Annotated in this window: 28 protein-coding genes; 19 read left to right on the forward strand and 9 right to left on the reverse strand. The window is 41.1% G+C overall.

Features of this window, described 5'->3' with window-relative positions:
* Window positions 1-32: 32 nt before the first annotated feature.
* Window positions 33-1082: an NAD(P)-dependent alcohol dehydrogenase gene (locus MKY18_RS02700; protein WP_044140589.1), complete on the reverse strand. Its 1050-nt coding sequence runs from the start codon at window positions 1080-1082 to the stop codon at window positions 33-35.
* Window positions 1083-1302: 220 nt separating this feature from the next.
* Between MKY18_RS02700 and MKY18_RS02705 the strand changes: the two genes are divergently transcribed.
* Window positions 1303-1704 (forward strand): MerR family transcriptional regulator, encoded by a 402-nt coding sequence (locus MKY18_RS02705; RefSeq protein ID WP_044140590.1) that lies wholly within the window; start codon window positions 1303-1305, stop codon window positions 1702-1704.
* Window positions 1705-1746: 42 nt separating this feature from the next.
* On the opposite strand, the gene MKY18_RS02710 is transcribed toward MKY18_RS02705, so the two are convergent.
* Window positions 1747-2478, reverse strand: a complete 732-nt coding sequence (locus MKY18_RS02710) for a glycoside hydrolase family 16 protein (protein ID WP_065097497.1) — start codon at window positions 2476-2478, stop codon at window positions 1747-1749.
* A 304-nt stretch (window positions 2479-2782) separates the two neighbouring features.
* Between MKY18_RS02710 and MKY18_RS02715 the strand changes: the two genes are divergently transcribed.
* The 7 genes from MKY18_RS02715 to MKY18_RS02745 all read left to right on the forward strand — a co-directional run bounded on the left by MKY18_RS02715 (window position 2783) and on the right by MKY18_RS02745 (window position 9195).
* Window positions 2783-3361, forward strand: a complete 579-nt coding sequence (locus MKY18_RS02715; protein WP_044140592.1) for a TetR/AcrR family transcriptional regulator — start codon at window positions 2783-2785, stop codon at window positions 3359-3361.
* A 72-nt stretch (window positions 3362-3433) separates the two neighbouring features.
* The gene (locus tag MKY18_RS02720; protein ID WP_044140593.1) at window positions 3434-4873 is read left to right on the forward strand and encodes a DHA2 family efflux MFS transporter permease subunit; all 1440 of its coding nucleotides are present in this window, start codon (window positions 3434-3436) and stop codon (window positions 4871-4873) included.
* Window positions 4874-5068: 195 nt separating this feature from the next.
* Window positions 5069-5962, forward strand: a complete 894-nt coding sequence (locus MKY18_RS02725; protein ID WP_342497708.1) for an alpha/beta hydrolase — start codon at window positions 5069-5071, stop codon at window positions 5960-5962.
* Between the two features lie 139 nt (window positions 5963-6101).
* Window positions 6102-6467, forward strand: a complete 366-nt coding sequence (locus tag MKY18_RS02730; RefSeq protein ID WP_003213869.1) for an MmcQ/YjbR family DNA-binding protein — start codon at window positions 6102-6104, stop codon at window positions 6465-6467.
* 101 nt (window positions 6468-6568) lie between these two features.
* Window positions 6569-7330 carry an SDR family NAD(P)-dependent oxidoreductase gene (locus MKY18_RS02735; RefSeq protein WP_050945638.1) on the forward strand — a complete coding sequence of 254 codons (762 nt, stop codon included), beginning with the start codon at window positions 6569-6571 and terminating at the stop codon, window positions 7328-7330.
* 105 nt (window positions 7331-7435) lie between these two features.
* Window positions 7436-8188 carry a MerR family transcriptional regulator gene (locus MKY18_RS02740; protein ID WP_065097493.1) on the forward strand — a complete coding sequence of 251 codons (753 nt, stop codon included), beginning with the start codon at window positions 7436-7438 and terminating at the stop codon, window positions 8186-8188.
* Complete coding sequence (locus MKY18_RS02745) at window positions 8185-9195, forward strand: alpha/beta hydrolase (protein ID WP_065097492.1); 1011 nt, start codon at window positions 8185-8187, stop codon at window positions 9193-9195. Before MKY18_RS02740 ends, MKY18_RS02745 begins: the two co-directional genes overlap by 4 nt.
* On the opposite strand, the gene MKY18_RS02750 is transcribed toward MKY18_RS02745, so the two are convergent.
* A complete protein-coding gene (locus MKY18_RS02750; RefSeq protein ID WP_081277116.1) occupies window positions 9192-9560 on the reverse strand; it encodes a UPF0715 family protein in 369 nt (122 codons plus the stop codon). The genes MKY18_RS02745 and MKY18_RS02750 overlap by 4 nt on opposite strands.
* A 275-nt stretch (window positions 9561-9835) precedes the next feature.
* Between MKY18_RS02750 and MKY18_RS02755 the strand changes: the two genes are divergently transcribed.
* On the forward strand, window positions 9836-10984 hold the full coding sequence (locus MKY18_RS02755) for a type II asparaginase (RefSeq protein WP_185108419.1): 1149 nt from the start codon (window positions 9836-9838) through the stop codon (window positions 10982-10984).
* 34 nt (window positions 10985-11018) lie between these two features.
* Here MKY18_RS02755 and MKY18_RS02760 read toward each other — a convergent pair whose 3' ends face one another.
* Both MKY18_RS02760 and MKY18_RS02765 read right to left on the reverse strand, forming a co-directional pair.
* A complete protein-coding gene (locus tag MKY18_RS02760) occupies window positions 11019-11918 on the reverse strand; it encodes an alpha/beta hydrolase (protein ID WP_185108421.1) in 900 nt (299 codons plus the stop codon).
* A 56-nt stretch (window positions 11919-11974) separates the two neighbouring features.
* Window positions 11975-12427 carry a helix-turn-helix domain-containing protein gene (locus MKY18_RS02765; protein ID WP_342497709.1) on the reverse strand — a complete coding sequence of 151 codons (453 nt, stop codon included), beginning with the start codon at window positions 12425-12427 and terminating at the stop codon, window positions 11975-11977.
* Window positions 12428-12632: 205 nt separating this feature from the next.
* Between MKY18_RS02765 and MKY18_RS02770 the strand changes: the two genes are divergently transcribed.
* From MKY18_RS02770 to MKY18_RS02780, 3 genes are all read left to right on the forward strand, one after another.
* Window positions 12633-13238: a TetR/AcrR family transcriptional regulator gene (locus MKY18_RS02770; protein WP_003213833.1), complete on the forward strand. Its 606-nt coding sequence runs from the start codon at window positions 12633-12635 to the stop codon at window positions 13236-13238.
* A gap of 31 nt (window positions 13239-13269) precedes the next feature.
* A complete protein-coding gene (locus MKY18_RS02775; RefSeq protein ID WP_044140601.1) occupies window positions 13270-14469 on the forward strand; it encodes an MFS transporter in 1200 nt (399 codons plus the stop codon).
* Window positions 14470-14625: 156 nt separating this feature from the next.
* Window positions 14626-15432, forward strand: coding sequence for a GNAT family N-acetyltransferase (locus MKY18_RS02780; RefSeq protein ID WP_342497710.1), 807 nt, complete (start codon window positions 14626-14628; stop codon window positions 15430-15432).
* Here MKY18_RS02780 and MKY18_RS02785 read toward each other — a convergent pair.
* Window positions 15427-15900, reverse strand: a complete 474-nt coding sequence (locus MKY18_RS02785) for a GNAT family N-acetyltransferase (protein WP_185108423.1) — start codon at window positions 15898-15900, stop codon at window positions 15427-15429. The genes MKY18_RS02780 and MKY18_RS02785 overlap by 6 nt on opposite strands.
* Before the next feature lie 54 nt (window positions 15901-15954).
* Between MKY18_RS02785 and MKY18_RS02790 the strand changes: the two genes are divergently transcribed.
* Window positions 15955-16224, forward strand: coding sequence for a YesK-like family protein (locus MKY18_RS02790; protein ID WP_342497711.1), 270 nt, complete (start codon window positions 15955-15957; stop codon window positions 16222-16224).
* On the opposite strand, the gene MKY18_RS02795 is transcribed toward MKY18_RS02790, so the two are convergent.
* Window positions 16221-16760 (reverse strand): GNAT family protein, encoded by a 540-nt coding sequence (locus MKY18_RS02795; RefSeq protein ID WP_113768737.1) that lies wholly within the window; start codon window positions 16758-16760, stop codon window positions 16221-16223. The genes MKY18_RS02790 and MKY18_RS02795 overlap by 4 nt on opposite strands.
* Complete coding sequence (locus MKY18_RS02800) at window positions 16757-17152, reverse strand: VOC family protein (protein WP_126741622.1); 396 nt, start codon at window positions 17150-17152, stop codon at window positions 16757-16759. Before MKY18_RS02800 ends, MKY18_RS02795 begins: the two co-directional genes overlap by 4 nt.
* A 192-nt stretch (window positions 17153-17344) precedes the next feature.
* Here MKY18_RS02800 and MKY18_RS02805 point away from each other — a divergent pair, with 192 nt between their 5' ends.
* The 5 genes from MKY18_RS02805 (at window position 17345) to MKY18_RS02825 (ending at window position 20788) form a co-directional block, all read left to right on the forward strand.
* A complete protein-coding gene (locus MKY18_RS02805) occupies window positions 17345-17887 on the forward strand; it encodes a dihydrofolate reductase family protein (RefSeq protein WP_260406875.1) in 543 nt (180 codons plus the stop codon).
* 108 nt (window positions 17888-17995) lie between these two features.
* The gene (locus MKY18_RS02810; RefSeq protein ID WP_044140608.1) at window positions 17996-18469 is read left to right on the forward strand and encodes a MarR family transcriptional regulator; all 474 of its coding nucleotides are present in this window, start codon (window positions 17996-17998) and stop codon (window positions 18467-18469) included.
* On the forward strand, window positions 18453-19076 hold the full coding sequence (locus tag MKY18_RS02815; RefSeq protein WP_003214133.1) for a nitroreductase family protein: 624 nt from the start codon (window positions 18453-18455) through the stop codon (window positions 19074-19076). The genes MKY18_RS02810 and MKY18_RS02815 overlap by 17 nt, the downstream gene beginning before the upstream one ends.
* Before the next feature lie 17 nt (window positions 19077-19093).
* Window positions 19094-20146 (forward strand): LLM class flavin-dependent oxidoreductase, encoded by a 1053-nt coding sequence (locus tag MKY18_RS02820; protein ID WP_265209094.1) that lies wholly within the window; start codon window positions 19094-19096, stop codon window positions 20144-20146.
* 348 nt (window positions 20147-20494) lie between these two features.
* Window positions 20495-20788, forward strand: a complete 294-nt coding sequence (locus MKY18_RS02825) for a hypothetical protein (RefSeq protein WP_044140610.1) — start codon at window positions 20495-20497, stop codon at window positions 20786-20788.
* 33 nt (window positions 20789-20821) lie between these two features.
* Here MKY18_RS02825 and MKY18_RS02830 read toward each other — a convergent pair whose 3' ends face one another.
* Window positions 20822-21385 (reverse strand): XRE family transcriptional regulator, encoded by a 564-nt coding sequence (locus MKY18_RS02830; RefSeq protein ID WP_113768742.1) that lies wholly within the window; start codon window positions 21383-21385, stop codon window positions 20822-20824.
* 111 nt (window positions 21386-21496) lie between these two features.
* On the opposite strand from MKY18_RS02830, the gene MKY18_RS02835 reads away from it, so the two are divergent.
* Complete coding sequence (locus MKY18_RS02835; protein ID WP_065097486.1) at window positions 21497-22084, forward strand: LysE family transporter; 588 nt, start codon at window positions 21497-21499, stop codon at window positions 22082-22084.
* Window positions 22085-22088: the final 4 nt, after the last annotated feature.

Raw genomic sequence — 22088 nt, forward strand, 5'->3', positions numbered from 1 at the left:
CCATTGAGCTGGTCTTTCCAGATAGAATCCGATCATAATGTCGAAATATCAATGACAAACCGATAACGCACATCACTTTTCAGCACACGTTCATACGCTTCATCAACTTGACTTGCGTTGATCACTTCAATTTGTGGTGCGATATGGTGAGCAGCTGCGAAATCGAGCATTTCTTGTGTTTCTTGGATGCCGCCAACGAGTGAACCGGCAATGCTGCGGCGGCCAGTAATCAATGAAAAGACGTGGAATTGATCTGGCTCAGGTGGTGCACCGACATTCACTAAGGTTCCATCCACACGAAGTAGGGACAAATAGGCGTCTATATTGATATTGGCAGAGACCGTATTGAGAATGAGGTCATATTGTCCGGCTAGTGTCTGAAAGGTATTAGGATCACTTGTAGCAAAATAGTCTTTTGCACCAAATGACAGTGCTTCTTCTTTTTTATTCATAGAGCGGCTCAATACTGTGACTTCAGCGCCAAGTGCACGTGCGAATTGAATGGCCACATGACCGAGTCCGCCCATCCCGACGATGGCGACTTTTTTGCCAGGACCTGCCTTCCAGTGCTTTAACGGAGAATAAGTGGTAATGCCAGCGCAGAGAAGAGGACTTGCGACATCAAGGGATAGTTGATCTGGAATGCTGACGACAAAGCGCTCTGTCACGACAATCTTCTGACTATAGCCGCCGTAAGTTGGTTCCCCGTCATAATCGAGGTTATTATAGGTTTGGACGACTCCTTTCTTGCAATATTGCTCGTCTCCATTTTGGCAATATTCACAGGTGCCGCAGGAATCAACAAAACAGCCAACACCTACGCGGTCTCCGATCTGAAACTTCGTCACATCATCGCCGGTATCGGCCACGACTCCAGTAATCTCATGACCCGGAACCATTGGGAAAATACCGCCGCCCCATTCATCAAAGGCGCTGTGGATATCTGAATGACAGATCCCGCTAAATTGAATATCAATTAAAATATCATGTGGACGAAGCGCTCTTCGTTCAATGGTTGTCCGTTCAAAGTTCGCTTTTGCATGTGAAACACTTAAAACGTTTGATTGGTGCGTCTGACACATTCTAAATCATCCTTTCAAAAGTAAGATTCTGTTCTACTTCTATACTGTACGTCTTAAAGTGAACTCTAAGTCAATAGAGAACCCTCTTCAGGCTTTTCAACATCCTTAAATAAAGAATTGAGCCAAAAGCATCTTGCGTTCTCTATCAAATTGGAGATGATGAGAAGAAGGAATTTCATTTTTCATAAGGTGAGAGAAGAAGAAGAGAAGGGTGAAAACAATGAAAATAGCACAAGCCGCCAAGCAGCTCAATTTATCTACTGCTACGCTCAGATACTACGAGAATATTGGTTTGATTCGACCGATCCGTCGTGATGAAAACGGTGTTCGTGATTATGCAGAAGAGGATATTCAGTGGATTGAATTTATCAAATGTATGAGAAATGCGGGTCTCTCAATTGATGCACTTCGAGAATATACGGCTTTATTTATCGAGGGCGAGGATCATACCCTGTCCTCGCGAAAAAGTATTTTGGTCAATGAGAGAGAAAGACTTGTAGAAAAGCAAAAGGAAATCGAAGAGACGATTAAGCGATTAGATTACAAGATAGAAAGTTATGAAGATATTATCCACAGTTATGAACAAAAGCTAGTTCATCAACTAAAAACCAGCTCTATTTAAATGAAGAAAAACCTGTGACTTGTCACAGGTTTTGTGGTGTGGTTATCTTTTTGTGTAACGCACCCAGTTATAATGCGCGTGGAGTGGTGTAACACCGTTATAGGAGCCGAGCCATTCATCGACACCTGCACCATTCCAGAGGTTCATCATAATCTTTCCTGGAGTTTGAGGGATTTGAGTAGTGGCAGTATGTTTTAATTGTCCGTCCACATACCATTTGATCGAGTTGGGCTGCCAGTCAAATGCATACGTGTGATAAGAGTTTGCTGCATCAAAACCAAGGTTGACGATCTTTTCATGATTTCCTACACCATTGGTATAGTAGTTAAACTGAACCTTTGTCGTATCTTTTCCAAGAAATTCGATGTCAATTTCATCCCAAGGCGTACCATCAGTCGGTCCTGTATAAGTAAAGAACGAAGACACGATCCCAACATTTTTGGCTGGTTTCATACTGACTTCATAAAGCCCGTAGCCATATGTTTGAGTGGAACGGTTTTCTCCGCAGTCAAACTTATTATAGGAAGGACTTGTGAGCGATAATCGCATTTCCCCTAACGACGTCATGGAGACATTGTTTGCACGCCACGTACAGTTAAACATGTTTCCATTCGAGTACCCATTGGCTTTTTGCCATAACCCCGTATTATAGTTGTTAAAAGGCTCATAAAACGATCCGCCTGTTTGGGCCGAGGCACCCGCAGTAAATGTGGATAAACTCAATACTATTCCAGTGACAAGCAGCATCAACATTCGTTTCACACGGTAAGACATGTAGGCATTCCCCTCTCTTGTTTTGAAAGCGCTTTCTTAATTGATCATACATGATTCTCTCGAAATGGAAAATCGGTCTAATATATGATATTAAAGAGGATTTTTTACTAGATTTTCTCTTATTTCATAGGAAGTTACGAAAGAAAATGATCTTTTTCAGGCTATTTACTAAAGAATGATTGACAAAGCGGACAGTTGTCCGTAAGATAATACCGGTACAATTGTCCTAATGAAAACTAAAAAATTTTGATTGAACACATAGAGAGAAGTGCAATATGGATGAAGGTAAAGAAGGTGAAGCATCATGGAAAAGGATATTGGGAAGGAAATTGAAGAGGTCGCTTTTACTTTGTTTCAGGAATTTGGCGTGGAAAATGTCAGCATGCATAAAATTGCCAAAACAGCTGGTGTTGGGCAGGGTACTCTTTACCGCCGTTATGCCAATAAAAGTGATTTGTGCCTTTCGATCCTTGGAGAAAAATTTGAACAGCTGATCCCTGCTTTGCATCTTTACTTGAGCAAAATCAGTGACCAGCCGGTTCGTGAACGTTTGCGTTATGTGCTCGAAGAAATTCATCTCATTGTCGGTCATCATTTAGACTGGATTCGGATGCTTACGATATCTGGGAATTTAGAGCAGACAAGCAAAGTGTATGACTGTCATTACAGTCAATCGCTTAGGCAAATGATTCGTGATTTGCTAGAAGAAGCAGATGAAAAAGGGGAAGCGAATATACAGAATATTGAACTGACGACACTTTGTATGTCCTCTCCGATGACGCCTGAAATGATGTTTTATATTCATGAATCTGGTTATACAATCGAAAAAATCGCTCAATTCGCTGCAGAAAAACAGATTTTATCTGTTTTCAATAGACATTGAAGTGGCTCATTTCTGACCGTCCTCACTTCCTATGATTGATTTAAATTGAAAAAGAAAAGGAGCCAACCTACTATGAACAAACAGCAAGCAGCAGCTTCTCATATTCGAACGCTGCCCATTATTATCTCATTTATTACAGCCGGTTTTATTGGCTTGTTCAGTGAAACGGCACTAAATATGGCGCTGAGAAGCTTAACGTTAGACTTTGGAATTGAAGCGACGACAGCTCAGTGGCTAACAACAGGATATTTATTAACACTTGGTATTCTCGTACCAATTTCAGGACTCATTCTTCAATGGTTTACAACAAGACAGCTTTTCATGACGTCGCTCGTCTTTTCGATCATTGGAACTTTTATCGCAGCAGTTGCACCAGTCTTTAGTATTTTAATGGTGGCACGTGTCGTACAGGCAGTCGGAACAGCATTGCTTCTTCCATTAATGTTCAATACGATTTTGGTGATCATCCCGCCTCATAAACGAGGCAGATCTATGGGGATTATAGGTCTTGTGATCATGTTTGCACCAGCTGTTGGTCCAACGGTCTCTGGTCTTATTTTGAAATCGCTGACGTGGCATTGGATTTTCTGGATTTCACTTCCGCTATTAATAGCTGCACTCGTCTTTGGTTTTATCTTTATGCAAAATATCACAGAACCAACAAGACCGAAAATCGACATCTTATCGATTGTGCTTTCAACCATTGGTTTCGGAGGAATTGTGTATGGCTTTAGTAGTGCCGGTGAAGGCGGCGGCTGGAGCAGTATGCATGTGATCGTTGCAATTGCAGTAGGTGTCATTGGGATTCTTGTATTCTCTCTCAGACAGTTGAATATGAAGGAACCGATGCTGAACTTAAGCCCGTTTAAATATCCGATGTTTGTCATTGGGTTACTGCTGATCTTAGTGTGTATGATGGTCATGCTGTCTGCTATGATGATTTTGCCATTGTATCTGCAAACATCCTTGGCACTAACGACCTTTACAGCAGGTTTAATGCTATTGCCAGGTGGAATTATCAACGGTCTGCTATCTCCAATCATGGGTGGTTTATTTGATAAGTTTGGACCGAAATGGCTTGTGATTCCAGGGCTTGCTATCGTCGCAGTGACGATGTTAGGTTTTACCAATCTAAGTGTGAATACATCGATTGGATACATTGTGACCCTTCATATTACATTAATGGTCGGCATCGCGATGATCATGATGCCTGCACAAACAAATGGATTAAATCAGCTGCCGCCAGAGCTATATCCGCATGGTACAGCGATTATGAATACATTGCAGCAGGTGTCAGGAGCCATTGGTACTGCGGTTGGTATTTCGATCCTTTCATCAGGAACCCGCAGCTTTATGGAAAATGTGGCTGATCCTGCAAATCCGATGAACAAGCTGCTCGCCTTTACAAATGGCGTCCAGCATGCATTTATCTTTGCTGTGATCATGACTGTCATTGGTTTGATCATCGCTTTCTTTATTAAACGAGTGAAGGTAGAACAGCAAGTTTCATAAAACAGATGAAAAGCACTGAGGACTTAGCGCCGCAGTGCTTTTTTTATATTCTCAATGCTTGTTTCAAAGAGGGCGAAAATGGGGAGATAGATAAAAAGTGAACCAATGAGAATGTGCTGCTGATTCAGTAGAAGGAAAAGATGAAAAAGAAACGAATGAGTTAAGAAGAAATAAATAAGACAGGAGACTGAGATCATGAACTTACAAGAACAAATCAAAATCGCTGAGTCATTACGTCAACCGGCTGAAGGTTCATTACCGAGTCAATCGGAACTAAAACCAGTCCATCCTCCTGAAGTGAATAAAATGGAATATGACATTCCAACAAGTGCTGGCGAAACAAAGGTATGGGTATTTAAGCCAGTTAACACTTCAAAGCAGCCGCTGCCCGTTTTTGTGAATTTACATGGCGGAGGATTTATTCTAGGCAGTGCTGAAATGGATAACCACTGGTGTCCGGTCATTGCAGACCGAGCCCAATGTATCGTCGTCAATGTAAAGTATCAGCTTGCTCCAGAGCACCCTTTACCAGCCGCTCTTCATGAATGCTATGATGTGCTGAAGTGGCTGTATGAACACCCTGATGAGCTTCAAATAGATCCTAATAGAGTAGCCATTGGCGGACATAGCGCAGGAGGAAACTTGGCAACGGCTGCTTGTCTCTTAAATATTCAAAAAGGGAACCAACTCCCGATTGTCTATCAAGTGCTTGATTATCCGCCACTTGATTTAGCCACTGATCCAGCACAAAAGCCAGCGTTTGAAGAAGCGATCCCAGTTGAAATGGCGAGGCTCTTTAATGCCTTCTATCTGCAAGGCCAAGATCCGCGCAATCCGCTCGTTTCTCCAATCTTTGCCGATCGTTCATCCTTGGCACAAATGCCACCAGCTCTCGTTATCACAGCTGAAAGAGATTCGCTAGCTCAAGAAGCCGAACAATATGCGGAGAAGTTAAAAGAAGCAGGGATAGACGTCACGTACAGACAGTTTAAAGGAGTTCCCCACGCCTTCACGCATGCCGGAGATTTAGAAATAGCTGAAGAGGCTTGGCATCTCATGAGTGATCAATTGAAGAAGGCGTTTGAATAAGAAAGAAGCATTGATAGAAAAGCACAGAACCTAGCGGGCCTGTGCTTTATTGTTGTGAAGTGAATGAAAAAGATCAGATATATGCCTTTATAGTCGATATAATAGAAAGAATAGTAGACTTAAAAAAGGAGCGAATCTAATGGAAAAAGAGAATCTACAGGCATTTTGTCTTTCTTTAAAAGGAGTCACCCATGATTATCAGCCAGAATGGCAGGCAGATCGATATCATATTGGTGGAAAGATGTTTGCTATGATGGGCGGAGATGCGAATCGAAAGCCTGTTATCACTTTAAAATGTGACCCTCAACGTGCTGAAGAACTAAGAGAGATGCATGAGGGGATTATTCCGGGCTATTATATGAATAAGACTCATTGGAATTCCATTTACCTTGATGCAGACATTCCAGCTTCATTTGTAGAGGAGTTAATCGAACATTCCTACCAATTGGTTTTTCACAAATTAACAAAAAAATCTCAACATGACATCCTCCAACATGATGAATGAAGCTAGACAAGTCACCCCTGTGATTCTCTTCAAAATTGACTAGAGCAAAGTGCTGTCGTTATAATTTAACTAGTTAGAAGACGTTCATAGGGGGATATAAAATGAGCTATACAGTCATTACAGGAGCAAGTTCAGGTATTGGATATGAGGCGGCACTGGCCTTTGCAGCACGAGGCAAAAATCTTATTTTAGCTGCACGCCGGCTCGAGAAACTCCAAGAACTGAAGAAGGAGATTCTTGATCAATATCCCGATATCGAAGTAAATATACAGTCTGTCGATTTAACCGACATGGAGCAAGTGTATTCATTTTATGAATCATTGGCTGAATATGAGCTCGACACCTTCATTAATAATGCAGGATTCGGCCATTTCGGCTCGATAGGAGAACAGGATGTAAGTAAAATTGGAGATATGCTTCATCTGAATATCGAAGCCTTAACGATTTTATCCACTTTATTTGTTCGTGATTATGAGCAAGTAGAAGGGGCTCAGCTGATCAACATTTCTTCAAGAGCGGGCTATACAGTCGTCGGCAATGCCGTCACCTATTCGGCCACAAAGTTTTACGTGAGTGCCTTTACAGAAGGACTGGCACTAGAGTTGAAAGAAAAGGGAGCTAAGTTACAGGCAAAAATATTAGCACCTTCTGCAACAGAATCGGAATTTGCAAAGCGTTCATTAGATGTAGATCAATTCGAATATGAAGGCAATATCAAGAAATATCATACATCAAAAGAAATGGCAGCTTGTCTGCTCGAGCTGTATGATCATGAAAAAACAGTCGGTATTGTTGACGGCAAGACATTTGATTTTGAATTGAAAGATCCGATTTTTTCACATGCTGGTCCAAGTATGAAATAGAAATGACACATCACTGAGGGAAGATGTCCTCGGTGATTTTTTTATGGCATGATTGACTGTGTGGTAACCACATGGTTTAGACTATGTACACAAGGAGGGAATCTAGTGACGTATGTAACAAGTGGAGAAGTATGTAAGCTATTAAACATCACAAAGTATACGCTTCGTCATTATATAGAACAGGATCTCGTCCGCACTGCGAAGGTCGCTCAAAATGGATACCAATTATTTGATGAAAAAGAAATTTACACCCTTTATCAAATCCTCTTCTTAAAAAAGGCGGGGTTTTCTTTAAAAGATATCAGCGAGAGCTTTTCGAAAGAACCCGGTATGACCCTGTCCTATCGAGGTATGCTGGATCAGGTCGAGAAGCAATTACAGGAATTGAGCGAAGTGAAACAGCGTCTGGAGCATATGCTGTCGATTCAAAACAGCCTTCAGCTTAATCAAACAACGACTCAAGATCGGCCAATTCGTTATTTGAAACAGATCCCAGATCATCTTCTAAAGAGTGAAACAGAGCTCGACTTTAAACAAATCGTTCACCAAAAGGAGCTGGATCTGTCTCTTTTTGAGGAGAGATATTATGTGATCAATCTGCAAGATGACTTAACCATTTCTTATTATGTATCAAATGAACAGGATTACGATGTGAGACTGGATGCAGGTTCTTACGCGGTTAAAAGTTTTTTAGCCGAAGATGAAGAGAAAGTCATTGAAGAAATTGAGGCTTTTCTACACGAAGCTCCGTTTGACCAGCCTTCTTATATGATCTTATATGAGAATGTACCAGTCTCTGTCACGTACCAAGATTCCATGGTGTATACAGTTGAACAGAGAGCGGGGAATAGAACTTGAAAAAAAGGATTTGGCTGATCATCGCTGCATCGGCATTCATTTTTATCACAGCATTTGTATTTTATGAAAACAGCTTTGCTATGAATGAAAAGGAAGTCGTCATGGAGACTGCGGATGGGACATTATCAGGTATCGTCACAACACCTAAGAAGGAGTCAATAAAAGGAATTGTCCTTTTTGTACACGGAGATGGTCCACAAAATGCCACATATGACGGAGGATACAGACCTTTAATGGAACGCTTTGCAAAGCAAGGCTATGCGTCTATATCATGGGATAAGCCCGGGGTGGGTCAATCAGAAGGAAACTGGCTGCATCAATCCATGGATGATCGTGCAAAGGAAGTAGAGAATGTGATCAAATGGTCGAAGAAAGAGCATAATCTTCAATCAAAACAAATCATCTTATGGGGAGCAAGCCAAGCGGGCTGGGTGATCCCAAAAGTAATGACAGATCGAACCGATATCACAGCCTCCATCCTTGTCGGGCCTGCTATCAATTGGATGAGACAGGGAAGGTACAATACACTTCAAACATTAAAAGAAACGAATGCATCTCAAGAACAAATTCAAAAAACAATCGAAAAAGAAGATGAGCAAAACAAATTATTAGAAGAAGGCGCGGCATTTCGCACATATCAAAAGAAAACGGACGATCAAGAGATGACAAAAGATCGATTTGAATTCATACAAAAGAACATGAAAGCCGATGCCACTTCAGATATCAAGCGCATCCAATCACCGATCTATTTGGTTTTGGCACAAAATGACCGAAACGTAGATTCCGCTGAAACGAAAACGATCTACGAGAAAGAAGTAGCACCTCAATGGTTGCATATTCAAACAATAAGAGACGTAGAGCATTCAATGCTGAATCCGCTCATTCATCATTCCAATGCCCTGATCACATTAGCGGCGATCGCCGCACCGAAAGATTTCCTACTGAGCCAAGCGTACTTGGATCATTGTGAGCATATACTCGAGCAGCTAAAAACACCTTCACATTAGGTGTTTTTTTCATATGTTCTTTGATAAAGCAAAGAATCAAAGATCCAGTAGATGAGACTGCTCATGATGACGATAGGTATAGATACTGAACTCCCAATTCCATCAATCACAAAAAGCATGACAACCATTGCAATCAGTAAATAAGCAGCTAGATAAAGTGGATGGAAAACCTTTGGTTGCAAAGAAAACAACAACTGCAAAGGAACCGCAAAGACGAAATAATAAACAAAAAAGATGGGAACGTAAAATACCATAAACGTAGGCTCACCCTGAATCGGTGGATAGAAGCATACGAACAGACTGAGTAAAATCGAACTAAGGAATAGTGTTATTAGGATTTTGTGAAATGATTGAAGCTTTTGCAATATGTATACTCCTTTTTGTAAAATTTACTATATTTTATCATAAATTGATGATCTAGCATCGTTTACTGTTAATAATTGAACAACCTCAATATTATCTTTTTTAAAAAAAGTTAGGTATTTAGATGTAAAGAAATGATTGTGATAATGACCTTTTTGCCTTTATTTGGTTCTGTAACTTTCGCCTCATGCTGATGAATGAAGGATTGGTATAAAGTAAACCCTATAGAAAGAGATATAGCTTTGAATCCATCACATTTAAGAAAAGAGATGATCGAATGAACGTAACAAAATGGTTAGGTGCTGTCCTTCTTTCTGTTTTATTAATGTCGACAGCAGCTTGTGCCAATACAAGTACCCAAGAGAAAAATCAAAGCGAAAACGAAACCGCATCTAAGGAATCAAAAGACAAAACGACAGCCGTAGAAACAGGTAATAAGTCCTTGTCTAATATTAAGGTATTAGCGACGGGCGGGACGATTGCTGGCAGTTCAGACAGTGATACAGATACGACAGGGTATAAATCTGGTTCACTTGGCATCGATAAAGTCATTGCTTCAGTTCCTCAGTTGAAGGATATTGCAAACGTAACAGGTGAGCAGGTGGCGAATGTAGGCAGTGAAAATGTGGATGATGCTCTTCTTTTAAAATTAGCCAAACGAGTCAATAAACTCTTAAACGATGATCAAGTCGATGGGATTGTCATCACACATGGAACAGATACACTTGAAGAAACTGCTTACTTTTTACATTTGGTTGTCAAAAGTAATAAGCCAGTTGTGGTCGTTGGCTCAATGAGACCAGCGTCTGCTATCAGTGCGGATGGCCCGCTGAACTTGTATCATGCTGTGAAAATTGCATCCACAAAAGAAGCCAAAGGCAAAGGGGTCATGGTCACATTAAATGACCGAATTGCATCAGCTCGATTTATTACAAAGACAAACACGACCACAACCGATTCCTTCAAGTCTCTTGAGCAAGGCTACATTGGAGAAATTGCTGGTGAAGTGGTTTCCTTTTATAACGAACCAACAAGAAAACATACGTCTGAAAGTGAATTTGATGTATCAAACATAAAAGAATTACCACAAGTCGATATTTTATACGGCTATCAAAATGATCAAAAATACATGTATGATGCAGCAGTAAAAGCAGGAGCGAAAGGCATTGTCGTTGCCGCAGCCGGAAATGGAACGATGTCAACAGAAGCCATCAAAGGGGCAACAGATGCCGTGAAGAAAGACGTGGTCCTCGTGAGATCAAGCCGTGCAGGAAATGGAATTGTGACCCATGAAAAAATGGATGATGAACATCACTTTGTCTCATCGGATTCATTGAATCCACAAAAAGCACGCATTCTGCTTATGCTCGCTCTAACGAAGACAAAAGATCCAAGTAAAGTGCAGGCATATTATGAAAAGTATTAATGAAGAAAGGGACCCGAAGCTTCGGGTCTTTTTTTTATACGTGCTCCTGATGATGCTCTTCTGCACGTGTTTTTATAGAGAGTAAAATATCTCGCCAAATATCGTCTACATCCGTAAGAAAATGTCCCGCTTCATCGATATAATAGGTTTTGACGTTTGGAATGTTAGGAGCCATTTTTTCTATTTCGACAAACGGAGCCATGGAATCTTCTTTTCCATGCCATACATCAACTGGGATTTGAATATCTTTCATATCGAATGCCCACGGACACGAGAGTAAATCTGGTTCATGAATACATTCATCCACCGATTGACGAGTGGCTTCGTGTAAATGTGTCATCATCATCTCTAACTGCTCATCGGTTTGAAGGAATTGACGGTCCCACGGATGTAAATGCTTGTTCCCGTTTTTAGCCAGCTTCTTAAATTTCTCTGGTTTGTTCTCAATCATTTTCTTCTGGGAACGATAGCTTGCTCTTAATAGCCAAGGAAACTTCTTACTGAGGAAAAAAGCCAATTTGTTTTCTTTGAGCATACTTTTAGGCGGTTTTCCGTTTTGAAATGGCGTTGTACTTGAAATCAGAGCGGCTGAAAGGACTCGATTCGGCAATTGATAAGCACAGCCAGCAGCGAATGCGCCGCCTCCAGATACACCCATCACTGAAAAATGGTGAACGCCGAGATGATCTGCTACTTCCAACACATCTTTTGCCCAATCTAAAATCGTACGGTCAGGTTGAGGGGTAGATAAACCAAATCCTGGTCTGTCTAAACAGATGAGACGAACACCGAGCTCTTTAGAAATGGGGTCATCATCTAAAAACATCACTCTTGATCCAGGAGTTCCATGAAAAAAGAATACTGGAAATCCTTCAAGATCCCCGTATTCACACAAACCAATATGACGACCATCTTTTAAAAGAATGCTATCCATACTTTCATCTCCTTAATAGTTTATCTAGCTTAAATGTTGGAGAAAGAAACACCGTATTAAGGCGCTTCTTTCGCAATCTGATAGATTTTTTCGTATAGAGACAATAATGTTTTTAAATCTTCTTTTGGAAGCTTTGCATAATATTTTTGAATGAGGTGCAATTGAATTTCTTCTGTATTCTTGTGAAAGTCATGCCCCTTTTGAGCAAAATCAACAATGATTTCCCGTCGGTTATGTGGATTAATTTCTCGTATGACATAGCCAAGTTGTTCAAGCTTTGATACAAGCTGGCTAGCGGCACTTGCCGAAATTGCAAAGTAATCAGCTAGTTCGTTGATTGTTCTTGTTTTTGTCCGTAATAATTCAAGTGTCAGCTCTTGTTTGGCTGATAAATCTGCATATTCATGTTTTAAAAATCGTTGATACTCTTCTACATAGATGGAGCCTAGTGCATTCGAGTATTCAATGATTTTTTTACTGTAATGAATGATTTCTGCATCCAATGACATCACCTCTATTTCATTATAGGCAATATTTATAGTTAAGTGAAGTTAAATATTAAGATAGTTTAAATGAAGAGATGGCATAAGTGATTGTTTCGATGACTTTTTCATTGTATTTTGAATAAGATCCATTTATAATAAAAAAATAAACCAACTGGTCGGTTTTGAATTGTCCTGATGAAGAAAAGCAAGATAGAAGGGATTGTGAAAGATGACAAGTACACAAAGCGGGGCTGAAAAGAGCGAGAAGACGAAGCAAAAAATCGTCACCGCTTCACGTGATTTATTTGCAAAAAAGGGATATTCAGAAACATCTGTGCGAGATATTCTAGAGGCGGCTGAAGTTAGTAAAGGCAATCTTTATCACCATTTTAAAGGAAAAGAGTTTTTGTTCCTTCATATCATGGAAGAGGATCACCTCTTGATGATGGAGACGTGGCATCAGGAAAAACAAACGATGCACCAGGCCATTGATCAGCTCGCAGGATTTGCAGAGCTGCTCAGTCAAATGGGCATTAACTACCCATTAATGAGAGCAAGTGAGGAATTTTGTGCAAGTGCCTTTACATCAGACGAGGTCATGGAACGGCTGAACAAGATTGATGTCGACTTTGATGATGTGATGAGAGACATCATACTTAAAGGTAACAAAGATGGCAGCTGGTCGATCCAGCATGTCGAGTCAACGGTGAAAATATTATTATCCGTTTTTTACGGATTAGACGTGTTGTATAAAAATGATCCAATCGAAGAGAAAAAAGAATTACAAAAACAAGCGATCTCATTGATTATTCACGGAATCAACCATCATGAGTAACAATTGAATCAATAAAGGGGAAACAAACATCATGCAAAAACCGATTCGTGAGCAAAAAGCTGTACTCGTTATTTTATTAAGTAACATATTTATTGCGTTTTTAGGCATTGGTCTTATTATTCCTGTCATGCCGCTATTCATGAATGTGATGCATCTAACAGGGAGTACGATGGGATACCTTGTGGCGGCGTTTGCTGTGGCTCAGCTCATTGCATCACCTATTGCAGGGAGATGGGTAGACCGTTATGGAAGAAAGATTATGATTGTGTCAGGACTATTTCTATTTGCGTTATCAGAACTTGTCTTCGGTCTTGGGACACACGTGTATGTGCTGTATTTTGCAAGGCTGCTAGGCGGTATTAGTGCGGCATTTATCATGCCTGCTGTCACTGCTTATGTCGCAGATATCACGACCGTTCAAGAAAGATCAAAGGCAATGGGATATGTGTCAGCGGCCATTAGTACCGGTTTTATTATTGGTCCGGGAATTGGTGGCTTTATCGCAGAATACGGCGTACGCCTGCCATTCTTCTTTGCAGCAGGGATTGCCTTTATAGCTGTCATTTCGTCTATGCTTTTACTAAAGGAGCCATTAACAAAAGAAGAGCGAGCGAAGCAGATGGATCAAGTGAAGGAATCCACCTTCTTTAAGGATTTGAAAAAATCGATCCATCCAAGCTATCTCATCGCTTTTATCATTGTGTTTGTCCTCGCGTTTGGACTGTCTGCGTATGAAACGGTCTTCAGCCTGTTTACAAATCATAAGTTTGGATTTGGTCCAAAAGATATTGCGGTGATTATTACGGTCAGCTCGATTGTGGCAGTCATCATCCAAGTGCTGGTGTTTGGAAAACTCGTAAATACCCTTGGGGAAAAAAGAGTCATTCAGCTATGCTTGATTGTTGGAGCGGTGCTCGCTTTTGTTTCAACTGTCGTCTCAGGCTTTATGGTAGTCCTCATTGTCACATGTGTGATTTTCTTAGCGTTTGATTTATTGCGTCCAGCATTAACGACCTTCTTATCAAAAATCGCTGGCAATCAACAAGGATTTGTCGCAGGGATGAACTCTACCTACACAAGCCTAGGTACGATTTTCGGCCCAGCCCTTGGCGGGATTTTATTCGATCAAAATATACATTTCCCATTTCTATTCGCAGGTGTTGTCTTATTTCTCGGATTAGGCTTAACCCTTATTTGGAAGGGGAAGGCAGAAGAGCCTGCGGCAGAATAACAGAAAAGAGACCTTGAGTGAGGTCTCTTTTTTTTATGACTGTGGCTTCAGACGATTCAATGCCTGTGCCATTTTTTGATTTTGATGCATAACAATTCTTGTTGCAAAGAGTCACTGCATTCGCGCATTTTTTTATATATAATGGAAAAAAAGAACATGTTTGGAAAAGGGGGCGCCATGCATCTTTTGGAAAAGCAAAGGACAGCATCGATAAAAGAAGGAATTCGCCAGATCGATCCGGCATATCCAGTGTTTGTAGATGCGGTCATGGATGGTTTCATACAAGGGGATCTTTATGTAGATGATGCAGTGCACCCTCGTATTTATTTTCTCGAAACAGCATGCGGCATTTATTATGTTGCAGGGAAGAGAGAGGAGGAGTTGTCACACTGCTCGGCGTTCATTGTGGATGTTTACGAAAGGCAGAGAAGACAAAATGGCCGGTTTACCGTATTTTCAGCGAATCAATCAACAGATGTGATGATGAAAAAATGTCTTGGGTCACATCTGAATGAGATGGAAAGACATGCGTACGTTTTTTCGCAAGCAAAATCTTATGTTCTTGCGACTCATTCAGGCTACAGAGTAGAGCGGACAAATGAACAGGTGATCAAGGCAAGCAGGGCTTTTCCTCCTAGCTATTACGAAGCCTATTGGGGGAGAGCGGCGCGCTTCCTATCAAAAGGAATCGGAGTTGCTATCTTAGATGGTGAGAACGTGGTGAGTGAATGTGTCTCCATTTTTTCAAGTGAAGATCGTGTGGAGATAGATATTTGGACAGAGGAAGCCTGCCGGGGGAAAGGTTTAGCGCAGCTGGCAGGTCAGCAGATGATCAAGAGTTGTCTTGAAAATAAGAGGACACCGCATTGGGATTGCGATGTCCATCACCTAACTTCGATCAAACTGGCAAAAAAGTTAGGCTTTCAGCGGACAAAAACCTATCGATTGTTTTATTGTTCATGATGAAAAGGTTTTGAGATACCAAGCATCCATTGCAGAATGCTCAGAGCCTTCAAGCGGCTCTGAAAGAAGAGAAAAGCCATATCGCTGATAAAGGCCTGTAGCCGCAGTTAATTCCTGGCGGGTTTCTAAATAACATGCTTCAAAGTATGTAGAGGCATATTGCAGCGCCGTATCCATCAGTTTTTTGCCCGCACCTTTTCCTTGTGCCTTTGGACTCAGATAAAGCTTTTGTAATTCACATATTTCGTTAGTAAATGGAGCAATGCCAACGCCGCCCATAATATCGCCATTCTCTTCAGCAATCCAATAGGCTGCATGAGTCAATGATTGATAGTATTCGAACAGCTGGTCAAGGTGGGGATCAGTGTAGGCGGTTCCTTCAATCGCCAGATTCGCCGATTCTAGTGACTGGCGGATAATCGCTGCGATATACGGGTTGTCTTTTTGCTCAATGGGTCTCATGTTCATTGGAAGTACCTCCATCGTCATAAAATAAAAAAAGAGAAAGTGAGTTGAAACAACATGTTTTGGCTGCAAACCGCTATTTTTACAATTGTTGTATTGTGTCTCTCATGGTGGGCAGGGAAAAGAGGCAGAAACCGTCATGCGGGGCTGATCCTCCCTATATGCTTCATTCTATTTGGATTGGTTTTATTGATAGCCAGTTTCTTCATTGGCAGATGGGAAGGCTTGGCACTTAGTATATCAAGCGTCTCTATCGTTCTCTCTTCCATGATTTGTTTGATCATCGTCACAGCGATTCAATTTTTTAAAAAAGATGTCCCTTCTTAAGCAGGGGCATCTCCACTGTTCATCTGATTGTATTCTTCACGAAGGATGCCCATGATGATCACATCTGAGTAGGTACCATTGAAATAAAGCGCTTGACGCCTTTTTCCTTCATATTGAAATCCGGCTTTCTCATAGCTTCTGAAGGCTCTCGGATTGTGGGAAAAGACTTCGAGCTCAAGGCGATTGAGTTCTAACGTCTCAAAGGCGAATGCTTGAACCATTCGGACAGCTTCAGTGCCATAGCCTTTTTGGAAATGTTCTGGTCCATGAAGCGCAATGCGGAAGCTTGCTGTATGATTGATTAAATCAATATCCACTATCGCTGCATCCCCAATCATTTCTTTCGTGTCTAACAGACAAATGGCGAAATCTCGTCTGCTGTCATCTTGTAAAAATCGGGTGTAGGCTGAACGAATTTCTTCTAGTGTGAACGTTTTGCGTGTGCCAGTCATGTAAAGTGTTTCTGCATGCTGGCATCCTTTTTGAATCCCCGGATAATCCTGTTCTTCAATCGGTCTCAAAAATAAGCGGGTCATGACGGATCACCCTCCTCTATATATCGAGATATTTCAATTAAATTCAGATCAGGATCACGGATATAAACAGATTCAACCGGACCTAATGTGCCTGTGCGCCTGACTGGTCCCTCTTCAATAGGAACGACTTGCTTGCGAAGGTGCAGCAGCAAACTGTCCATATCTAAATCGGTGATAAAGCACAAATCACTAGAGCCTGGAAGTGGGTGAGCCGCTGCCCGCTCATCTTCATGACCAGCTTCATGAAGATTGATCTTCTGTAAACCAAAACGAAGCGCTTTACGGCCTTCTCCAAAGGTTTCTTCCTTCATTCCTAATACGTTTGTATAAAAGCGAATGGTGTCCTCCATATGTTGTACAGTCAACACGATATGATCAAGTCGTCGTATCATCAGTCTCTCCTCCAAGTATGATCATTGATTGAACTGATTTTATTATATCATTACCTGAAGAGGATACCTTATTGAATCACGGTGTTGAAGGCATGAAAACGGATGATGAAAAATCCATGTATACTTTGTCTTTCCTTTCTGATACAATTAAAATAGAATGTATGTTCTTATATAGGGTAAGGAGTGATGAGATTGAGTCAGAAAAGGAAGCTGCTTTTTTATGGGGCAATGAGTATCGATGGCTATTTAGCGAGAGAGGATCACAGGCTCGATTGGTTAATAGGAACAGAGGGCGAAGAAGATACGAACTATGATGACTTTTATGCGTCAGTTGATACGCTGATCATGGGGCGAAATACATATGAGCAGGTTCTACAGCTGTCACCAGATGAGTTTCCTTATGAAGGAAAGACATGTTATATCATGTCACGTACTTTACAAGACAGTCTGAAAGGAACTCACATCATTCGCGAAGATATCTTATCATTTGTGAAAAAATTAAAACATGAAGAAGGTCAGCATATCTGGATTGTCGGCGGCGGGGAACTGCTTCAGTTTTTCATCAAAGCAGGATTGGTTGATGAGCTTTACCTTCAAATCGCTCCTGTCATGATTGGAAGAGGCATTCCTCTGTTTTCCCCAGCGGATATAGAATCCAAGTTTTCATTAAAAGAAGTCAAACAATACAAGCAGATAGCTGAATTGCATTTTGTCTTAAAAGAAGAGGATCACTGACCTGAGGTGGTCTTTTTTTTATGAAACAAACTCGTTGACAATCATATATCCTAGTGTTAGGATAAATTTATCCTAGTTTTAGGATTTCTTGAAAAAGGAGTAGTTGCCATGGTGCAGCATGAACATGAATTAGACTTAAGGCTATTCCGCGTGTGGATGAAAGCCTATCAAGCCCTTTTTACAAATATCCAAACAGACATTGAACGTTATGATATCGGATTTGAAAACTTTCAGATCCTTGAATTGCTTTATAGTAAGGGGCCACATCCCGTCCAAAAGATCAGCGACATCCTGTCAATCCCAAGTGGAAGTATGACATATGTCGTGAACAAACTAGAAAAACAAGAGCTCGTGAAAAGGCAATGTGCGCCCTCTGATAAACGTGTATTTCATGTATTACTGACGGAAAAAGGAAAACAATTGTTTGACGACATTTTTCCTAAACACACAGATGTCATTTCACAAAACCTATCCTTTATTGAAAAAGAAGAAAAAGAACAGCTCATTGAATTACTAAAAAAAATTGGTTTAGGTGCAGAACAACTTCACGAAAAGGGGAAACAAGATGACTCTCAGCTTTGATACATTGGTTCGTGAAAGACGATCCGCATCAAATTTTTTGCCAAATATCTCGATTTCAAGAGAAGAGCTTAACAGCATTTTTGAAGAGGTCAAAATGGCACCATCTGCTTTTAACTTACAGCACACACAGTATGTCGTCGTCCAAACAGAAGGTCTCAAAGAACAAGTAAGAGAAGCCGCATTTGGACAATATAAAGTGCATTCCGCCTCAGCAGCGATCATTGTACTGGGAGACCCAAAGGCTTATCAGCAAGCGGCGAACATTTATGAAGGTCTGAAAATGCTTGGCATTTTAAACACGCAGCAATACGAAGAAATGGTCAGAGAGACGATGAGCTTTTATGAACAGAGAGGAGCGGATTTTCAGAAAGAAGAGGCAATCCGCAATGCTTCATTATCTGCGATGCTGTTTATGCTCGCCGCCAAAAACAAGGGCTGGGACACGTGCCCAATGATCGGCTTTGACCCTGAAGCAATGAAAAAGGTGCTCAACATCGATTCGGATTTAGTTCCTGTGTTAATGATCACACTAGGAAAAGAAAAAGTAGAGAGCAGACAACCGAGAGGCTACCGAAAGCCTGTCTCTGAATTTGTGACATATTTATAAGATAGGGGGTTCCATTCATGGAACTAGGAATTAGTACATTTGTAGAAACAACACCTGATTTTCAAACAGGAAAAACAGTCAGTCACGCACAGCGTATTCGAGAAGTAGTAGAAGAAATTATTTTAGCAGATCAAGTCGGTCTCGATGTATTTGGCGTAGGTGAGCATCATCGACAAGATTTCGCTGCATCGAATCCCGCTGTTGTCTTAGCGGCTGCAGCAACACAGACAAAGAATATCCGCCTGACAAGTGCAGTGACAGTCCTTTCATCAGCAGATCCTGTTCGTGTCTTTCAGGATTTTGCAACGCTAGATGGACTATCAAACGGGCGTGCAGAAATTATGGCAGGTCGTGGTTCATTTATTGAATCATTCCCGCTCTTTGGCTATGACCTTGATGACTATGAAGAATTATTTGAAGAAAAGCTCGATTTGTTGCTCAAATTACAGCAGTCTGAGCGTGTTACATGGAGCGGAAAGCATCGCCCAGCTATCCAGGATGTTGGGGTATACCCAAGACCTGTTCAAGATCCGCTTCCAATCTGGATCGGCAGTGGAGGAAACCGTGAATCTGTCGTACGTGCTGGATTATTGGGACTGCCTTTAGTACTTGCTATCATTGGCGGAAGTCCTAGACAATTCGCACCGCTTGTACAGCTGTACAAGCAAGCGGCAGTGCACGCAGGACATGACCCAGAGAAATTAACCGTGGCATCACATTCGCATGGATTTGTTGCGGCAGAAACAGAACTGGCAGCAGACCAATTCTTCCCTTCCACACAGCATGTGATGAACACATTAGCAAGAGAGCGAGGCTGGGGACCATATACTCGTTCTACATTTGATGCAGCGAGAACGTTAGAAGGTGCGCTGTATGTAGGAGATCCAGATACCGTGGCAGAGAAAGTGATTCACCTTAGAAAAAATGTAGGAATCACGCGTTTTATGCTTCATGTACCGGTTGGTTCAATGCCGCATGATCAAGTATTAAAAGCCATTGAGTTATTTGGAAAAGAAGTCGCTCCTAAAGTAAGAGAAGAGGTTGCCCGCTGGGAAGCAGAGCAAGCATAACGAAAAAGGTCGATCAAGTGAATAGGCTTGATCGACCTTTTTGATGCTTAAGGATCAATGACACAAGGTTTCACTGTAGGGCATGAAGCAGCAGAAGCAAGTGGTGTGGTCGTCAAGGTGAAGAGGAAAACAAGTTGAAAACAGATGAGCCATTTTTTCATGAAATCACCTCCGTACACAATTGTTTGACGGAATGAGATGAGGATAAAAGCACAGAAGTATAAAACACTCTCTATCCAACATAAGACAATCATATCATAATTTTCAAAAAAATGAAAAAATATCTTATATAAGTACTGAATTATGGTATGGTTATTATGTTCTACAAAAAAAGGGAGGGATTTTTTTATGAAAAAGGTCATGTCTTCTGTTTTGGTTGGAGCAATTGTCTTAACGGGTGCTGGGGTCACAACTACTCCAGTGGAAGCAAAGGAGCAAACAAACAGTGAAATAACGGCTCAGGCCAGTCGAACTGTTTCAGTAACAAGAACATATACGACATCAAACATCCCAGAAAGTATTGTATATGCAGAGGATGGCTGGGTCGGTATTTTAAAACAAACCTCTATTAAAGAATTAGGATTAGGAAAATATAGTGTCACATTTACTGGAACAGTGGTACGCGATCCAGGATTTAATTAAATAAAATGCAAAGCTGACAGGTGGACAAGCCTGTCAGCTTTTTTCATGAGGATAATAAAGAATCATTTGCAGCCGGACCATTTGTTCTCCGGTTTGTTTATATGCATGCGTACGGTCCGCTTTAAAACGAATGGAGTCGCCGGCTTTTAAGCTGTATTGCTCATCACCAATGGATACATTAAGCGTCCCCTCAAAAACAGTGATCAATTCCTCTGTCCCGCCAATGTGTTCATTTGCATGCAGCGACCCGCCAGGATCAATTTCTACTCTGTACACTTCAAATTTCCCCCGGTCATCAAAAGGAAAAGTCGTATATACGCGATATCGCCCATCATCTTCCGTTAAAATCTGTGCATCTTCATTGCGTACTACTTTGATTTCAGGCTGTGGTGCGTGAATGAGCTCACTAAAAGATACCTTTAATCCGTTGGCGATTTTCCATAAAGTCGTGATGGTAGGGGTTGATTCTCCTCTTTCAATTTGTCCAATCATGGTTTTGCTGACACCAGTTAATTCTGCCATCTTTTCGAGGCTTAATTTCTTTTGGTCTCTAAGAAGCCTCACATTTTTAGAAATAATCGATTGTACATCTTCCATGAAAAAAACTCCTTTCTCTATTTACTTTATAAAGACCAAACGTTACAATAAAGCGTAACATACGCAATAAAGTAATTAAAGTCTTAATAACGTACAAGGGAGGCGGCAACTATGATTCTTTCTATGTTGATCTATGCTTTTGTGAGCAGCTTTACCCCAGGGCCAAACAACATCATGGCCATGGTTTTTACGAATAAATATGGGGTCAAGCAAACATTTCGATTTTGTTTAGGTGTGGGTATCGGATTTCTCGTTATTTTGTGTTTGAGTTGCTTCTTTAATATCATTCTCTATCAAGTGATGCCGAAAATAGGCTGGGTCATGGCGTTCATCGGAGCTGCATACATGATTTATTTAGCGGTCAAAATCATGAAAAGTAAAGGCGGGGATGACGAAACACTTGATCGCTACAATCATTTTATCCCTGGTATGATGCTGCAATTTATCAACCCAAAAGCGATCTTGTATGGATTGACTGTGATTTCAACATTTGTTTTGCCATATGGACAATCGAATATGCAGTATGTCATATGGACGCTGATTCTCGCACTTATTGGATTTCTCGGTACATTTAGCTGGAGCTTATTTGGTTCTTTGTATAAGCGCTTTTTGACTGCTTATGAAAGACCGTTCCAGTATGTCATGGGGCTGCTTCTAATATACAGTGCGATTTCAATGGTATGGGGCTATGTGATGTAAGTAG

This window comes from Bacillus sp. FSL R7-0672 (assembly GCF_038601465.1).
Lineage (GTDB): Bacteria > Bacillota > Bacilli > Bacillales > Bacillaceae > Bacillus > Bacillus pumilus.

Excerpts from the sequence above, each read along its gene's own strand:
- MKY18_RS02715 (WP_044140592.1), top strand. The coding sequence starts at position 2,783 with ATGGAAAAGGATATTGGGAAGGAAATTGAAGAGGTCGCTTTTACTTTG.
- MKY18_RS02785 (WP_185108423.1), bottom strand. The coding sequence starts at position 15,900 with ATGAACATGAGACCCATTGAGCAAAAAGACAACCCGTATATCGCAGCG.
- MKY18_RS02760 (WP_185108421.1), bottom strand. The coding sequence starts at position 11,918 with ATGGATAGCATTCTTTTAAAAGATGGTCGTCATATTGGTTTGTGTGAA.
- MKY18_RS02775 (WP_044140601.1), top strand. The coding sequence starts at position 13,270 with ATGCAAAAACCGATTCGTGAGCAAAAAGCTGTACTCGTTATTTTATTA.
- MKY18_RS02810 (WP_044140608.1), top strand. The coding sequence starts at position 17,996 with ATGGTGCAGCATGAACATGAATTAGACTTAAGGCTATTCCGCGTGTGG.
- MKY18_RS02820 (WP_265209094.1), top strand. The coding sequence starts at position 19,094 with ATGGAACTAGGAATTAGTACATTTGTAGAAACAACACCTGATTTTCAA.
- MKY18_RS02725 (WP_342497708.1), top strand. The coding sequence starts at position 5,069 with ATGAACTTACAAGAACAAATCAAAATCGCTGAGTCATTACGTCAACCG.
- MKY18_RS02825 (WP_044140610.1), top strand. The coding sequence starts at position 20,495 with ATGAAAAAGGTCATGTCTTCTGTTTTGGTTGGAGCAATTGTCTTAACG.
- MKY18_RS02780 (WP_342497710.1), top strand. The coding sequence starts at position 14,626 with ATGTTTGGAAAAGGGGGCGCCATGCATCTTTTGGAAAAGCAAAGGACA.
- MKY18_RS02720 (WP_044140593.1), top strand. The coding sequence starts at position 3,434 with ATGAACAAACAGCAAGCAGCAGCTTCTCATATTCGAACGCTGCCCATT.
- MKY18_RS02815 (WP_003214133.1), top strand. The coding sequence starts at position 18,453 with ATGACTCTCAGCTTTGATACATTGGTTCGTGAAAGACGATCCGCATCA.
- MKY18_RS02705 (WP_044140590.1), top strand. The coding sequence starts at position 1,303 with ATGAAAATAGCACAAGCCGCCAAGCAGCTCAATTTATCTACTGCTACG.
- MKY18_RS02765 (WP_342497709.1), bottom strand. The coding sequence starts at position 12,427 with ATGTCATTGGATGCAGAAATCATTCATTACAGTAAAAAAATCATTGAA.
- MKY18_RS02795 (WP_113768737.1), bottom strand. The coding sequence starts at position 16,760 with ATGACCCGCTTATTTTTGAGACCGATTGAAGAACAGGATTATCCGGGG.
- MKY18_RS02700 (WP_044140589.1), bottom strand. The coding sequence starts at position 1,082 with ATGTGTCAGACGCACCAATCAAACGTTTTAAGTGTTTCACATGCAAAA.
- MKY18_RS02710 (WP_065097497.1), bottom strand. The coding sequence starts at position 2,478 with ATGTCTTACCGTGTGAAACGAATGTTGATGCTGCTTGTCACTGGAATA.
- MKY18_RS02770 (WP_003213833.1), top strand. The coding sequence starts at position 12,633 with ATGACAAGTACACAAAGCGGGGCTGAAAAGAGCGAGAAGACGAAGCAA.
- MKY18_RS02755 (WP_185108419.1), top strand. The coding sequence starts at position 9,836 with ATGAACGTAACAAAATGGTTAGGTGCTGTCCTTCTTTCTGTTTTATTA.
- MKY18_RS02730 (WP_003213869.1), top strand. The coding sequence starts at position 6,102 with ATGGAAAAAGAGAATCTACAGGCATTTTGTCTTTCTTTAAAAGGAGTC.
- MKY18_RS02800 (WP_126741622.1), bottom strand. The coding sequence starts at position 17,152 with ATGATACGACGACTTGATCATATCGTGTTGACTGTACAACATATGGAG.
- MKY18_RS02835 (WP_065097486.1), top strand. The coding sequence starts at position 21,497 with ATGATTCTTTCTATGTTGATCTATGCTTTTGTGAGCAGCTTTACCCCA.
- MKY18_RS02735 (WP_050945638.1), top strand. The coding sequence starts at position 6,569 with ATGAGCTATACAGTCATTACAGGAGCAAGTTCAGGTATTGGATATGAG.
- MKY18_RS02790 (WP_342497711.1), top strand. The coding sequence starts at position 15,955 with ATGTTTTGGCTGCAAACCGCTATTTTTACAATTGTTGTATTGTGTCTC.
- MKY18_RS02830 (WP_113768742.1), bottom strand. The coding sequence starts at position 21,385 with ATGGAAGATGTACAATCGATTATTTCTAAAAATGTGAGGCTTCTTAGA.